Source organism: Lelliottia sp. 489 (assembly GCF_050435885.1).
Lineage (GTDB): Bacteria > Pseudomonadota > Gammaproteobacteria > Enterobacterales > Enterobacteriaceae > Enterobacter > Enterobacter nimipressuralis.
In genome coordinates this window covers 293,911-308,123 of the sequence record NZ_JBNDLC010000002.1, presented here as the reverse complement: position 1 = coordinate 308,123, position 14,213 = coordinate 293,911, and the positions used below count along the sequence as shown (strand labels likewise).

General features: G+C 54.2%; 16 protein-coding genes. 2 read left to right on the top strand and 14 right to left on the bottom strand.

Annotated elements, in window-relative coordinates; genetic code table 11:
• Positions 1-185 precede the first annotated feature (185 nt).
• On the bottom strand, positions 186-569 hold the full coding sequence (crcB, locus tag ABIE11_RS09505) for a fluoride efflux transporter CrcB (protein ID WP_100777235.1): 384 nt from the start codon (positions 567-569) through the stop codon (positions 186-188).
• Positions 570-635: 66 nt separating this feature from the next.
• On the opposite strand from crcB, the gene ABIE11_RS09500 reads away from it, so the two are divergent.
• Entirely contained in the window at positions 636-1,424 is a 789-nt protein-coding gene (locus ABIE11_RS09500; RefSeq protein WP_429184375.1) for a deaminated glutathione amidase, read from the top strand.
• A 127-nt stretch (positions 1,425-1,551) separates the two neighbouring features.
• A complete protein-coding gene (gene tatE, locus ABIE11_RS09495; protein ID WP_100777233.1) occupies positions 1,552-1,755 on the top strand; it encodes a twin-arginine translocase subunit TatE in 204 nt (67 codons plus the stop codon).
• An 81-nt stretch (positions 1,756-1,836) separates the two neighbouring features.
• On the opposite strand, the gene lipA is transcribed toward tatE, so the two are convergent.
• The 13 genes from lipA to lptE form a co-directional block, all read right to left on the bottom strand.
• A complete protein-coding gene (gene lipA / locus ABIE11_RS09490; RefSeq protein WP_102104176.1) occupies positions 1,837-2,802 on the bottom strand; it encodes a lipoyl synthase in 966 nt (321 codons plus the stop codon).
• Between the two features lie 206 nt (positions 2,803-3,008).
• The gene (locus ABIE11_RS09485) at positions 3,009-3,962 is read right to left on the bottom strand and encodes a YbeF family transcriptional regulator (RefSeq protein WP_102104175.1); all 954 of its coding nucleotides are present in this window, start codon (positions 3,960-3,962) and stop codon (positions 3,009-3,011) included.
• A gap of 299 nt (positions 3,963-4,261) precedes the next feature.
• Entirely contained in the window at positions 4,262-4,903 is a 642-nt protein-coding gene (gene lipB / locus ABIE11_RS09480; RefSeq protein ID WP_123429272.1) for a lipoyl(octanoyl) transferase LipB, read from the bottom strand.
• A 97-nt stretch (positions 4,904-5,000) separates the two neighbouring features.
• The gene (gene ybeD, locus ABIE11_RS09475; RefSeq protein WP_095281214.1) at positions 5,001-5,264 is read right to left on the bottom strand and encodes a DUF493 family protein YbeD; all 264 of its coding nucleotides are present in this window, start codon (positions 5,262-5,264) and stop codon (positions 5,001-5,003) included.
• A 108-nt stretch (positions 5,265-5,372) separates the two neighbouring features.
• Positions 5,373-6,584 carry a D-alanyl-D-alanine carboxypeptidase DacA gene (gene dacA / locus ABIE11_RS09470; protein WP_095281215.1) on the bottom strand — a complete coding sequence of 404 codons (1,212 nt, stop codon included), beginning with the start codon at positions 6,582-6,584 and terminating at the stop codon, positions 5,373-5,375.
• A gap of 139 nt (positions 6,585-6,723) precedes the next feature.
• Positions 6,724-7,824, bottom strand: a complete 1,101-nt coding sequence (gene rlpA, locus ABIE11_RS09465) for an endolytic peptidoglycan transglycosylase RlpA (RefSeq protein ID WP_107704047.1) — start codon at positions 7,822-7,824, stop codon at positions 6,724-6,726.
• A 16-nt stretch (positions 7,825-7,840) separates the two neighbouring features.
• A complete protein-coding gene (gene mrdB, locus ABIE11_RS09460; protein WP_100777228.1) occupies positions 7,841-8,953 on the bottom strand; it encodes a peptidoglycan glycosyltransferase MrdB in 1,113 nt (370 codons plus the stop codon).
• A gap of 2 nt (positions 8,954-8,955) precedes the next feature.
• Positions 8,956-10,857, bottom strand: coding sequence for a peptidoglycan DD-transpeptidase MrdA (mrdA, locus tag ABIE11_RS09455; RefSeq protein ID WP_100777227.1), 1,902 nt, complete (start codon positions 10,855-10,857; stop codon positions 8,956-8,958).
• Between the two features lie 28 nt (positions 10,858-10,885).
• Entirely contained in the window at positions 10,886-11,353 is a 468-nt protein-coding gene (gene rlmH / locus ABIE11_RS09450) for a 23S rRNA (pseudouridine(1915)-N(3))-methyltransferase RlmH (protein ID WP_014069327.1), read from the bottom strand.
• A 3-nt stretch (positions 11,354-11,356) separates the two neighbouring features.
• A complete protein-coding gene (gene rsfS / locus ABIE11_RS09445; protein WP_100777226.1) occupies positions 11,357-11,674 on the bottom strand; it encodes a ribosome silencing factor in 318 nt (105 codons plus the stop codon).
• A 268-nt stretch (positions 11,675-11,942) separates the two neighbouring features.
• Positions 11,943-12,608 (bottom strand): nicotinate-nucleotide adenylyltransferase, encoded by a 666-nt coding sequence (nadD, locus tag ABIE11_RS09440; RefSeq protein WP_429184374.1) that lies wholly within the window; start codon positions 12,606-12,608, stop codon positions 11,943-11,945.
• Positions 12,601-13,632, bottom strand: a complete 1,032-nt coding sequence (gene holA / locus ABIE11_RS09435) for a DNA polymerase III subunit delta (RefSeq protein WP_429184373.1) — start codon at positions 13,630-13,632, stop codon at positions 12,601-12,603. The genes nadD and holA overlap by 8 nt, the downstream gene beginning before the upstream one ends.
• The gene (gene lptE, locus ABIE11_RS09430; protein WP_102104171.1) at positions 13,632-14,201 is read right to left on the bottom strand and encodes an LPS assembly lipoprotein LptE; all 570 of its coding nucleotides are present in this window, start codon (positions 14,199-14,201) and stop codon (positions 13,632-13,634) included. Before lptE ends, holA begins: the two co-directional genes overlap by 1 nt.
• Positions 14,202-14,213: the final 12 nt, after the last annotated feature.

Genomic DNA, 14,213 nt, shown 5'->3' with positions numbered 1-14,213 from the left:
AGCGGGTTTTTTTTTGTGCTTTTTTTAGAGCTAAAACAAATACATTTTCAGAAAGCTGGCGACGATAAGTACGCTCAGTAACATCATGCCTGCGCTCATCACTTTTTCTTTCATCTCATCACCCCTGGTCGATTTGTCGACAAGCGTGACAGAGAAAAATTAAGCTAACATTAATATGCCAGTGATTAATGCGCGCTGGCGGCAGAAAATAACCAAAATGCGAGCGCGGTCATCGCAAACGAGCCGAGCATGTTGACGGCAATGTTTGTCAGTGCCCAGCCAAAACGCCCGTCCTGGAGCAGAAATACCACTTCAGCCGAGAAGGTGGAAAAGGTCGTTAATCCGCCGCAAAAACCGGTGGTGATCAATAATTTCCACATCGGATCGATGTGCGTCATGCGGTTAAACCACGCTAATCCCATACCAATGATAAACGCGCCGATCAGGTTCGCGGTGAGTGTACCCATCGGAATGGCCTGATGCATGGGGTTAAAGCGCATGCTGAGAAACCATCGCGCAACACTGCCCGTGCCGCCGCCAATAAATACGGCTAAAAGGAGTTGTAACACTGTCAATTCCTGCTATTGAATGAGTCAAAGTATTGAGTGTATCGCTAAGTGAAGCAGGGGGAAAATATGTATGTTGCGGTTGGACAGTTCGCGGTTAGCCCATTCTGGGAGGAAAACGCCCGGCAGTGTGTCTCATTGATGGCACAAGCGGCGCGCCAGGGAGTCGCGCTGCTGGTTCTCCCGGAGGCGCTTCTGGCTCGTCATGATCAGGACCCGGACCTTTCGGTAAAGTCGGCGCAGCCCCTGGACGGCGGCTTTTTACAGCTGCTGCTGGATGAGAGCCAGCACAACCGGCTCACAACGGTGCTGACGGTGCATGTCCCGACGACCGAGGGTAGGGCAGCCAATACCCTGGTCGTACTGCGTGAGGGGAAAATCATCGCGAATTACGCCAAGCTCCATCTCTATGATGCCTTTACTGTTCAGGAATCCCGCCTGGTTGATCCCGGCAGCCAGATCCCACCGCTGATAGACGTCGAGGGCATCAAGCTGGGGCTGATGACCTGCTACGATTTACGCTTCCCGGAGATGGCTCTGAACCTGGCACTGGCCGGGGCGGAAGTCTTGGTGTTGCCCGCCGCGTGGGTCAGAGGGCCGCTCAAAGAGCATCACTGGGCGACGTTATTAACCGCACGCGCGCTGGACACCACCTGCTACATTGTTGCCGCCGGAGAGTGCGGTAATAAGAATATCGGCCAAAGCCGGATTGTTGATCCCCTGGGCGTGACGATTGCGGCAGCAGGTGAAGCGCCTGGCCTTTTCTTAGCCGAGATCTCTTCTGAGCGAATCGCGCAGGCGCGGCGGCAATTACCGGTTCTGACCAACCGACGGTTTGCGCCACCGCAATTAATGTGATGTTTTTTTCATCAAAGCTTGATTCACCTTGTTACAGATTGCTATTGTGTGCGCGCGTCGAATGTCCGTTAATAACATCAGGTTTTCTGGCGCTGTTTGCAGCCTGTTTTAAGTGAAGAAGGTATCTATGGGTGAGATTAGTATTACTAAACTGCTGGTGGTTGCGGCGCTGGTCGTCCTGCTGTTTGGTACCAAGAAGTTACGTACTCTGGGCGGAGACCTGGGTACAGCCATTAAAGGCTTCAAAAAAGCGATGAACGATGACGACACCACTGCTAAGAAAACGGCAGAGGGCGACGTCCCGGCTGAGAAGCTGTCGCACAAAGAGTAATGGCACTGTCCTTCCAGTTCTCTGGAAAGAAAAAAACCGGCGTAATAGCCGGTTTTTTTATGGGTGAAGTGTAATAAATTATTACTTCACTTCTTCGCCTTTCGCCTGCATATCCGCATGGTAGGAAGAGCGAACGAATGGACCACAAGCCGCGTGGGTAAAGCCCATCGCCATCGCTTCGGCTTTCATTTCATCGAACTCATCCGGGCTGACGTAGCGCTGTACCGGCAGGTGATGACGGCTAGGCTGCAGATACTGACCCAGGGTCAGCATCGTTACGCCATGGCGGCGCAGATCGCGCATCACTTCAATAATTTCGGCATTGGTTTCGCCCAGACCGACCATCAAGCCAGATTTGGTTGGAATGTGCGGATGCGCTTCTTTAAAGCGTTCCAGCAGCTTCAGTGACCAGTTGTAGTCTGCGCCCGGACGCACCTGACGGTAAACGCGCGGCACGTTTTCCAGGTTGTGGTTGAACACATCCGGTGGCGTGGCGGTGAGAATATCCAGCGCGCGATCCATACGACCACGGAAATCGGGCACCAGCGTTTCAATCTTAATGTTCGGGCTTTTCTCACGGATGGCGGTGATGCAATCTGCAAAGTGCTGCGCACCGCCGTCGCGGAGATCGTCACGGTCAACGGAGGTAATCACCACGTAGCGCAATGCCATGTCGGCAATGGTCTGGGCCAGCTTCAGTGGTTCGTTGGCGTCAGGGGCAACCGGGCGACCGTGTGCTACGTCGCAGAACGGGCAGCGACGGGTGCAAATCGCGCCCAGAATCATAAAGGTGGCCGTACCGTGGTTGAAACATTCCGCAAGGTTCGGGCAAGACGCTTCTTCACAGACAGAGTGAAGGCCGTTCTTACGCATCGCCGCTTTGATACCCTGAATGCGTGACGAGTCAGCCGGAAGTTTGATTTTCATCCATTCCGGTTTTCTTAACAGCGCTTCGCGCTCCGTAACCACGTTTTTAACCGGGATAAGGGCCATTTTATCGGCGTCGCGGTACTTAACACCGCGTTCCATCACAATGGGTTTACTCATAGCGTGCGTGTTCCAGTTGCGAAATTCGAGGGAAAGCGTTTCAATTCAAGGGAATGTTGTATTTATCAACTATTTTTGAACGAACGACAGGCAGTATATCATTGATAAGGGCGATAAAGCAGCCTGTGAGGTCGCCAAATTGTAAAATAGTTGTTGTTTTGTGCCCTATGTCCCCTGCGGGGCAGGGGCTTGCGCTGGAAGGGGCTTTAAAATGCCTGACGGATAATGTTAATCACGTTTTCCAGAACCGGATCGCGCAGGCTCAGTTTATTGTAATGCAGCGCAATCTCAATAGATTCAGCATTTAGCGGCGCGTAGGGGATCTGTTCCAGCGGCCAGCACTGGCGCAGCAGGGTATAAAGGCGCGAAGGCATAATAGTGATCATGTCGCTGTTGCCCACCAGCGCCGCAATCGTAAACATATTGTAACTGCTGAAGTTCACCAGGCGATCCGGGAACAGTTCGTTAACGCGCTGGTGCAGCTGATTCAGGTTGTGCCCGTCATTCATGAACAGGGCGTACTCATATTCACGCAGATTTTCAGCCGTTGCCGTCTGGCTGAGGGCCGGATGATTTTTGCGACACACCAGCAGCAGCCCGTCGGCGTAAAGCACGCTGTGGGCCAGCGACCGTGCGCCAAAAGCATTGCTGTCGATAATCAGGTCAGTCTGGAACTGTGCGAGCTGGGTTTCCGTGTCGTTAACCGGAATATTGCGCAGCATCAGCTGCGGGGCTTCACGCTTAACCGCCTGATAGATAATCGGCAAGACCATCGCGCCGACGGAAGGCGATGTGCCTATGGTAATGGTGCGTTGTTTGTCATAGCTGCCAGTGAGATCCAGTGCACCGAGAATCGACTCCAGCCCCTGGCTGATGTACTCGTGAAGGTGCGTGGCGTAAGCGGTAGGGGTGACACCCTGGCCTTTACGAATAAACAGCGGGTCAGGAAATATAGCGCGCAATTTCTGAATTGACTGGCTAATTGCTGAGGGGGTGAGATTAAGAATTTTCGCAGCATTAACGATACCCTTATGGACATATACGGCCTCAAAGATCGTCAATAAATTGAGGTCAATATTACGTAAAGTCCTAAAAACTTGCGGCTTGTCCTGACCGCCTGGCTCATTCAGTCGTTTAGCCGGTAAATTATTATAATCCACGCTGTCACTCCGTATTCATTCACAATATGAATGATAGTTGAATTTATATATTGTGCTTGTAGTGATTGGTAAAGTATTTTGTGGATGTCAATTGTTTAGGGAAATCAACTAACTGTGTAATTTTCAATCAAATGAAGGCCAGTTCGCAAGGTGGTATTCACGTACTGAAATTAAACGCAGCAAAATATGTGAACCTGCTCAAGCGCTTCGAAAATATAGAAACTATGGATTATTGTAAAGCGTAAATGCGGTAAATACGCGAAGGTCCATAAAATAAATGGACCATCATGTATAATATATTAAGCGGGAATATATTCGTGTGGTGGATTGTTTAGCAGCGCTAAAAGATTACTTACCAGCGTCGGGCGAATAATATCTGGGGTGACATTTTCTACCCATTGGTGCATTTGGGTCATTTCCATTCCCGCATAACCACACGGATTGATGCGCAGGAAAGGCGAAAGATCCATATTGATATTGAGCGCGAGGCCGTGGAATGAGCAGCCCTTGCGGATGCGCAACCCGAGCGAACAGATCTTCATCTCCCCGACATACACCCCCGGCGCATCGGCACGCGGATGGGCATCGATGCCGTATTCTGCCAGCGTATCCACTACGGTTTGCTCCAGCAGCGTGACCAGTTCGCGTACCCCGAGTTTGCGGCGTTTCAGATTCAGCAGGACATACATCACTTGCTGACCCGGTCCGTGGTAGGTCACTTGCCCGCCGCGATCGCTTTGAATAACCGGGATATCACCGGGAACCAGTACATGCTCCGCTTTACCCGCCTGCCCCTGGGTGAAAACCGGCAGGTGCTCAACCAGCCAGATCTCATCGGGCGTGTTGTCATCGCGTGAGTCAGTGAAATCATGCATAGCCTGAGAGACAGGCTCATAAGGTTGCAGCCCGAGATGGCGGACAAGAATTTTATCCTGATACAAAACAGCAACTCCGGGGGAGGTAGCGAGAAAAGGGTGTGGGGAGTATATCACAGAGAGGGGAGCGGGTTACCCGGCAAAGCGGGTAACCACGAGGGGACTACAGCACCATACGGACGATTTCGATATTGCCGAGCTCTTCGTACAGGGTTTCGACCTGCTCAATATGCGTGGCAGTAATGGTGATGGAAACCGAGTGGTAGTTGCCCTTGCTGCTTGGTTTTACCGTCGGAGAGTAGTCACCCGGCGCATGGCGCTGTACCACTTCAACCACCTGGTCAACCAGCTCCGGCAACGCCTGACCCATTACTTTGTAAGTAAACGGGGTAGGGAATTCAAGCAGTTCGTTAAGTTTGGTTTTCATGTCAGCTCCGGCATTACATCAAAAAAATAATAACTCCCACGTGCGGGTGGGAGTTATCAGGATACCTAGTATATGGGGATCAAAATCACACTTTCAAGTGTTCAATTTTTAACCAAACCAGTGATGGAACATCAATTTAATGTAATCAATGATTTTGCCGAAGAAATTGCCTTCAGGAATTTCATCCAGCACCACCAGCGGACGCTGATCGATGGTTTTACCGTCGAGCTGGAAGTTAATGGTTCCCACCACCTGGTTCTTCTGCAGCGGCGCGTGAAGTTCGCTGGTGTTCAGCACATAGCTGGCTTTCAGGTCTTTCATGCGACCACGAGGAATGGTCAGGTACAGATCTTTATCTACACCCAGGGATGCGCGGTCGTTGTCGCCAAACCACACCGGCTCTGACGCAAATTCTTTACCGGCCTTCAGCGGATTCACGGTTTCGAAGAAACGGAAGCCCCAGGTCAGCAGTTTTTTACTTTCCGTCTCACGGCCTTTAAAGGTACGACCGCCCATTACCGCAGAGATCAGACGCATCTGGCCTTCAGTCGCGGAGGCCACCAGGTTGTAGCCTGCTTTATCCGTATGGCCAGTTTTGATGCCGTCGACGTTCAGGCTGTTATCCCACAGCAGACCGTTACGGTTGGTCTGACGGATGCCGTTAAAGGTGAACTCTTTTTCTTTATAGATGGTGTATTCGTTCGGCACGTCACGAATCAGCGCCTGGCCAATTAGCGCCATATCACGTGCGGAGCTGTACTGACCGTCTGCGTCCAGGCCGTGTACGGTCTGGAAGTGGCTGTTTTTCAGGCCCAGCGCTGAAACGTAGCTGTTCATCAAGCCGACAAAGGCGTCCTGGCTACCGGCGGCGAAATCGGCCATGGCCACACAGGCGTCATTACCGGACTGCAGGTTAATGCCACGGATCAGCTGAGAAACGGGCACCTGCATCCCGGGTTTCAGGAACATCAGGGAAGAGCCTTTGAACACCGGGTTACCGGTCGCCCAGGCATCGTTACCCACGGTGACCAGGTCAGTCTCTTTGAATTTACCCGCTTTCATCGCCTGGCCGATGACGTAGCTGGTCATCATTTTGGTCAGGCTCGCAGGGTCACGGCGCGAATCAGCGTTCTGTTCTGCCAGCACTTTGCCGGAGTTGTAGTCGATCAGGATGTAGGATTCCGCGTCAATTTGCGGAACGCCAGGGATCATGGTCTTGATATTCAGGTCATCGGCGTGAGCGGCTGAGAGAGCGGCTGCGCAAAGGGCCGTGGTCAGCGCCATGCGCTGCAAGAATCGAGCGGAGAGAGTGGTCTTCATGGTCAGAACTACGACATCCGTGATGGAATTAAAAAAAGTGCCTTACTATAGCAAATGCTATACAGGCAGGCATCCGACTTTCAGCATGAGATTGTGAACGTTGGTTACACAAACTGACAATTCGGATACCGCCGATTCATTACTTCGCAACAGCGATAAACGACTGTAACTGCGCTTCGTTTTGCAGACGCTGCTGCAACGACGCGGCCTGCGATTTGCTGGCAAACGGCCCCATCTGGATACGCCAGACGGCACCGTTTTGCTCAACGCGGCCAGGTACGCCAAATTTCTGGCTCAGCTGCTGCTGATACTGCTGCGCACGCGCTTGATCGCTTACCGCACCGACCTGAACCACAAAATTGCCGCTGGCAGAGGTCGCCGCTGGCGGCGTCACCGCAGCAGGCGCGGTCACCGGCGCTGGCTGAGTGACAGGCGTGGCCGCAACGGGGGCTGGCGTTGGCTCACTGCCTTCCAGCACGCCGGAGGCCAGCGGTGTCGCTGCGCCCAGGAAACCGCTGCTGCTCACCGGTGCACCGGTGGAGTCGTCACTTTTCAGCGTATCGTTGCTGATGGCGCGCACATTATCCGGTGGCGTGGTGTCCTGCGGCAGGGAAGAGGCGCTCCCCATTCCACCGTTCAAATCCGGACGAGCGGGCAGGGCATAGGTCTGTTTGGCGACGGTGGTACATACGGTCCCTGGGCCAGACAGCGTGCCGTCCTGGGCCACGATAATCGGATCGATGCGGACTTTAGTATTGTTGGAGGTATTCAGACGATCGGCTGCCGCGCGAGAGAGCGAAATCACGCGATCGTTACCGTAAGGGCCACGGTCGTTAATGCGCACCACAATCATGCGGCCATTCGCCAGGTTGGTGACGCGCACATAGCTTGGGATAGGCAGCGTCGGGTGCGCGGCTGTGATCTGCGCCGGGTCGAAGGTCTCGCCAGAGGCGGTCAGGTTGCTGCCTGGCTCCGCGTCATAGATGGCGGCAAAACCGGCCTGACTGAAACGGGACGGGTCCTGAACGATCTTATAGCTCTTGCCGTCGCGTTCGTAATTCTGATTGGCGCCCGCGTTCAGCGGCTCATAAATCGGGTCCGCGCCACTGATTTCAACAACCGGACCGTTACAGACCGCAGGCTGCGGCGGCGCGATGGTTGCCTGTTGCTGACCATCATCACTTGAACAAGCTGCAAGTAAACTTGCTGCGATGCAGATACCCAGCCACTGCTTACGCATGGCGATCCCCTTATTTTTATACGCTTTTGGACAACATTTTTCTGTGGGTATGGATAGACATTACTATCCCAAACCCGGCCATCAACACGATCAGTGCCGAGCCTCCGTAACTCACCAGCGGCAATGGCACGCCTACAACCGGCAGAATCCCACTCACCATACCAATATTTACGAAGACATAAACGAATAAAATCAGCATCAAACCGCCTGCCATGACGCGACCGAAGGTGGTCTGCGCGCGCGCGGCGATCCACAGTCCACGCATGATCAGCAGGAGGTACAGGGCCAGCAAAATCAAAATACCGACCAGGCCAAGCTCTTCCGCCAGAACGGCGAAAATAAAGTCCGTATGGCGCTCCGGCAAGAACTCCAGCTGTGACTGTGTTCCGTGCAGCCAGCCTTTACCGCGCAAACCACCCGAGCCAATTGCAATCTTAGACTGAATAATATGATAGCCCGCACCCAGCGGATCGGTTTCCGGATCGAGCAACATCATGACGCGCTGACGTTGATAGTCATGCATCAGGAAGAACCAGAGTATCGGGATAAAGGCGGCCACCAGCACCACCGCGATACCGATTAATCGCCAGCTCAGGCCGGACAGGAACAGCACGAACAGGCCGGACAGCGCCACCAGAATCGACGTTCCCAGATCGGGCTGCGCCGCAACCAGCAGGGTCGGCAGGAAGATCAGCACCAGCGCGATGGCGGTATTTTTCAGCGACGGCGGACAGACGTCACGGTTGATAAAGCGTGCGACCATCAGCGGAACGGCGATTTTCGCAATCTCGGAGGGCTGAAAACGCACAATCCCGAGATCGAGCCAGCGCTGCGCACCTTTCGAAATCGCCCCAAATGCATCCACGGCGATTAGCAAAATAATACAGATAAAATAGAGGTAGGGCGCCCAGCCTTCATAGACGCGCGGCGGGATTTGCGCCATCACCACCATGATCACCAGCCCCATCGCGATCTGGCCAATCTTGCGCTCCATCATGCCAATATCCTGGCCGCTGGCGCTCCAGATAACGAGGGCGCTGTAGGTCAGCAATGCCAGCAGGATCAGCAGCATGGCCGGGTCGATGTGGATTTTGTCCCACAGCGATTTCTTATTTGGATTATCCGTCATGATTATTGGTCCTCCGCCGCAGAGGCGGCTGGGGTTTCAGCCGGCAGGTCGGTGTTGTTGTCGCCCAGCATAATGTGGTCGAGGATCTGGCGCATAATCGTACCTACCGCCGGACCAGCGCCGCCGTTTTCGAGAATAATCGCTACCGCCACCTGCGGCTTATCATAAGGCGCAAATGCGGTCATAAGTTTATGGTCACGCAGACGCTCAGCGATTTTATGCGCATTATAGGTTTCGTTGGCTTTCAGGCCGAAGACCTGTGCGGTACCGGATTTCGCCGCCACTTTATACGGTGCGCCCGCAAAATACTTATGCGCGGTGCCGTTTGGACGGTTGGCGACGCCGTACATCCCGTCTTTGGCGATTTCCCAGAAGCCGGAGTGGATATCACCCACCGGTGCTTCATGGGGCTGTGACCATGGAACCTGTTTGCCATCTTCGACGGTACTCATCAGCAGGTGCGGTACTTTCACCACGCCGTCGTTGATGAGGATCATCATGGCTTTGTTCATCTGGATTGGCGTGGCGGTCCAGTAACCCTGGCCGATACCGACCGGAATGGTGTCGCCCTGATACCACGGCTTTTTAAAGCGTTTCAGCTTCCACTCGCGGGTTGGCATGTTGCCTGAACGCTCTTCCGAGAGATCCACGCCCGTGTAGTGGCCGTAGCCAAATTTGCTCATCCACTCCGAGAGGCGGTCAATCCCCATGTCGTAGGCGACCTGATAGAAGAAGGTATCCGCCGACTCTTCCAGTGATTTGGTGACATTCAGGTGGCCGTGGCCCCATTTTTTCCAGTCACGATAGCGTTTTTCTGAGCCGGGCAGCTGCCACCAGCCGGGGTCAAACAGGCTGGTATTGCGGTTGATTACGCCAGCGCTCAGGGCGGAGACGGCAACATACGGTTTGACCGTGGATGCTGGCGGATAGACGCCCTGGGTGGCGCGGTTCACCAGCGGGGTGTTCGGATCGTTCAACAGACCGGAATAGTCTTTGCTGGAGATGCCATCGACGAACAGGTTCGGATCGTAGCTTGGCATAGATACCAGCGCCAAAATACCGCCGGTACGCGGATCGGTGACAACCACCGCTGCACGGCTGCCTGCCAGCAGGGTTTCGATATACTGCTGGAGCTTAAGATCGAGCGTCAGATAGACGTCGTGACCGGCTTGCGGCGGCACCTCTTTTAGCTGGCGGATCACGCGGCCACGGTTGTTTACTTCAACCTCTTCGTAGCCCGTTTGTCCATGCAGCACATCTTCATAGAAGCGCTCAATGCCAAGCTTACCGATATCATGGGTAGCGGCGTAGTTTGCCAGTTTGCCGTCTTTGTCGAGACGATCGACGTCTTTATCGTTAATTTTGGAAACGTAGCCAATGACGTGAGTCAGCGCGGAGCCGTAAGGGTAGAATCGACGCTTATAGCCTTTGACCTCAACGCCGGGGAAGCGGTACTGGTTCACCGCAAAGCGGGCGACCTGGACTTCCGTCAGATTGGTTTTCACGGCGATGGAGGTAAAGCGATGCGAACGCGAACGCTCTTTCTTGAAGGCGGCGATATCGTCATCCGTGAGATCGACCACGCCTTTCAGCGCATCCAGCGTGTCCTGCACGTTATCGACTTTTTCCGGCATCATCTCGATTTGGTAGATGGTGCGGTTTAACGCCAGCGGCGTGCCGTTACGGTCGTAGATAATGCCGCGGCTGGGTGCGATGGGTACCAGCTTGATGCGGTTTTCGTTGGAGCGCGTTTGATAATCGGTGAAGCGGACGATTTGCAGATTGTAGAGGTTGGCGACGAGTACGCCAGACAGCAGCAAAATCCCGGTAAAAGCGACCAGCGCCCGGCGCACAAACAGCGCGGACTCAGCCGAATAGTCGCGAAAAGAATTCTGTAGTTTCATCCGCTGCTTAATTTGCCCTGGTCAATCATTACTCACGGTGATAAGGGTGGTTGGTAGTAATGCTCCACGCGCGATAGAGGCTTTCTGCGACCAGCACCCGAACAAGCGGGTGGGGCAGCGTCAGCGCGGAGAGGGACCAACTTTGTTCTGCGGCCGCTTTGCAGGCGGGGGACAACCCTTCCGGACCACCAATCAACAGACTGACGTCGCGGCCATCCTGCTTCCAGCGCTCTAATTCGTGCGCCAGCTGCGGCGTATCCCAGGGTTTGCCTGGGATATCGAGGGTTACAATGCGGTTCTTGCCAGCCGCTGCCAGCATTAACTCACCCTCTTTTTCGAGAATACGTTTGATATCCGCGTTCTTACCGCGCTTTCCTGCTGGGATCTCCACCAGTTCGAACGGCATGTCTTTGGGAAAACGGCGCAGATATTCAGTAAAACCCGTCTGTACCCAGTCCGGCATTTTTGTGCCGACGGCTACCAGTTGCAACTTCACGCATTAACCCCAGAGTTTTTCCAGCTCATACAGACGACGGCTCTCTTCCTGCATGACGTGGACGATCACATCGCCAAGGTCCACAACAACCCAGTCAGCAATGGCTTCGCCTTCTACGCCCAGCGGCATCAGGCCAGCTGCACGCGATTCCTGAACCACATGATCGGCAATAGAAGCAACATGACGTGTGGATGTGCCGGTGCAAATGATCATGCAGTCGGTGATACTGGATTTACCTTGAACGTCGATAGTGATGATGTCCTGACCTTTCAGGTCATCAATTTTGTCGATAACAAAATCCTGGAGTTCTTTACCCTGCAAGTTTTCCCCCTGGTGAGTGAAGTTGAGCAACGATTAAATGGATAGCCTGGCAGTATACCTTAACTGGCGGCTGTGTCGGGACAAATGTCACCTGACGGACTTGTAAAGGCGGGTATCATCCCATCCCCGGCCTGACAATGCATCGCCATTTTTGTAAAACAATTTCTATTTGGCAACGACTGGCAGGAAGTCAGGCTGCGGAGGATATCAGCCTGAAGAGGGCTGTCAATGGCGCGGCGGTGAATAACGCGAATTTTCGCGCTTCCCCTCATTCATCTGCGCTTTTCTGATACAACCCGTGTTGATGGATATAGTGGAGCACTGGCGCGGGCAGCATATCGTCGCAGGATAAATCCTGCTGAAGCCGTTCGCGAATCAGGGTGGCGGAGATATCAAACCAGGGCGTCTCGGCCAGATAAATTTTACCGGCAGGCAGGGTGTGCAGATCTTCCACATCGTTCGTCAGATGGGCGTTCAGCCAGGCCTGATGCTGCTCTTCCTTCATGGTCAACGGATAACCAGGGCGACGGCAGACGATAAGATGGCTGTTTTGCAGAATGGTTTCATATTGATGCCAGGAGGGGAAATTGAGCAAAGAGTCCTGGCCGATGATAAATCCCAGCGGTTGCGTCGGGCCGCGCTCAGCGCGCCACTCCTGCAACGTTTGCGAAGTATAGGAGGGCGTATCCCGGCGCAGTTCGCGCTCATCAAGCTGAAACAGCGGCTTATCGGCGATGGCCAGCGCCAGCATCTCTTTACGCTGTTCACTGGTCGCTTCAGGTTGCGGGCGGTGCGGGGGAACATTATTCGGCATGATGATCACGCGCTGCAGGCCAATCAGATTCGCCAGAATTTCGACCGGCTTCAGATGTCCATAATGGACCGGATCGAAGGTGCCGCCATACAACGCCTGTAAAGAACTCATATCAACCATCAATAAAGACGTCTGCCAGCGCCTTATGGCACAGCAGAAGGGAAAGACTTTCCAGCTCCGCCCAGACCGACTGACCGTAATCCTGCTTCAGCGTCAGTTCGGCGCGTGTCAGCAGATGCACCGCTTGACGAAGCTGCTCGGCGCTGAGGCGATTAACTGCCTCGGTGGTCATGGCGCGGCGGTTTTGCCAGACGCGATGTTTATCGAACAGGGCGCGCAGCGGCATGTTGGCCGACTTGCGTTTCAGGGTGTTGAGCAATAACAGTTCACGCTGCAGCGTGCGCAGCAAAATCACCGGCTCACTGCCTTCGAGCCGCAGCTGCTGCAAAATGTGCAGTGCGCGTTTGCTCTTCGCCGCCAGCAACGCATCGACCCAGTGGAAGGGGGTAAAGTGCGCCGCATCGTTCACCGCCTGTTCAACGCGCGGTAACGTCAGTTTGCCGTCCGGCCACAGCAGTGACAGGCGATCCAGCGCCTGAGCCAGCGCCAGCAGATTGCCTTCATAGCAATAGCACAGCAGCTGATTGGCCGCGTCATCCAGCTGCAAATTGAGCTGCTTCGCCCGGACTGCCACCCACTTCGGCAGCTGCGCCTGTTCAGGGGTTTGGCAGGTCACCTGCACAGAATGGGCCGCGAGCTGGGTAAACCAGGCCGCATTTTCCTGCGCTTTGGTGAGTTTATTCCCGCGAACAATCAGCAGTAAATCGTTGTGCAGCAGGCTGACCAGCGTGGCGAGCTGTTCGTTAATCGCCGCATTCGGGCCATTTTCCGGCAGCTGGACCATAATCGTCTGGCGCGAGGCAAACAGGCTCATCGCCTGGCACAGGGAAAAGAGTGTCTGCCAGTCGGTGCTGTTGTCTATCTGGAAAGCGTGATGTTCATCGAAGCCCTGAGACGCGGCGACCTGGCGCACGGCATCCTGGCTTTCCTGAAGTAAAAGGGGATCGTTTCCGAGGAGCAGATACGCCGCGCGCAGCCCTTCATTGAGCTGCGCGCGGAGTTGTTCAGGATACAACCGAACCATTAGTTACCCAGCGTTCCGGTAACTTGCGGTGTGGTATCCAGTGGCACAGAGTGTTCCGTGCTGGTGTCTTTTGACGCCATCTGAATGCTTGGCAGTTTACGGATCAGCTGTTCCGCCGCCTTGTCGTACATTTCGTTGATGATAATTTGCTGCTCGGCATCTTTTGCCAGCGCAGTTTGTGGGTTATCAAAGAACGAACGGTAGACTTTGGTACTGATCGGATAAATGTCTTTACCCGGCACCAGCACGGCAGCACTCACCGACATCACCATCTGGTATTCCGCCGTACGGCCATCCTGGAAGATGGACGCCGTGTCTTTGCTCAGCACGGAGCTTAATACACGGAACGATGGAACATCCTGACGCAATGTGCCTTTTTCGATCAGCTCAACGCCGTTAAGACGCAGCTGGTTACGAATGGCGCGGCTCAATGGACCATTCGGATCCCCGGAATCGAAGATCATCGTTTTCATCTGAGGCGGCACTGCCGTGGTATTGCGCAGATGCCAGCCACAACCTGCGGTGACAAGCACCGCCAGAGATAAGAGTATTGTTGCCAGTTGTCGCACGTTTCCTCCCGC

Bases quoted from the DNA above. Each gene is read 5' to 3' on its own strand.
- ABIE11_RS09500 (WP_429184375.1), top strand. From the start codon at position 636: ATGTATGTTGCGGTTGGACAGTTCGCGGTTAGCCCATTCTGGGAGGAA.
- tatE (WP_100777233.1), top strand. From the start codon at position 1,552: ATGGGTGAGATTAGTATTACTAAACTGCTGGTGGTTGCGGCGCTGGTC.
- lipA (WP_102104176.1), bottom strand. From the start codon at position 2,802: ATGAGTAAACCCATTGTGATGGAACGCGGTGTTAAGTACCGCGACGCC.
- ybeD (WP_095281214.1), bottom strand. From the start codon at position 5,264: ATGAAAACCAAACTTAACGAACTGCTTGAATTCCCTACCCCGTTTACT.
- dacA (WP_095281215.1), bottom strand. From the start codon at position 6,584: ATGAAGACCACTCTCTCCGCTCGATTCTTGCAGCGCATGGCGCTGACC.
- rlpA (WP_107704047.1), bottom strand. From the start codon at position 7,824: ATGCGTAAGCAGTGGCTGGGTATCTGCATCGCAGCAAGTTTACTTGCA.
- mrdB (WP_100777228.1), bottom strand. From the start codon at position 8,953: ATGACGGATAATCCAAATAAGAAATCGCTGTGGGACAAAATCCACATC.
- mrdA (WP_100777227.1), bottom strand. From the start codon at position 10,857: ATGAAACTACAGAATTCTTTTCGCGACTATTCGGCTGAGTCCGCGCTG.
- nadD (WP_429184374.1), bottom strand. From the start codon at position 12,608: ATGGTTGATATGAGTTCTTTACAGGCGTTGTATGGCGGCACCTTCGAT.
- holA (WP_429184373.1), bottom strand. From the start codon at position 13,632: ATGGTTCGGTTGTATCCTGAACAACTCCGCGCGCAGCTCAATGAAGGG.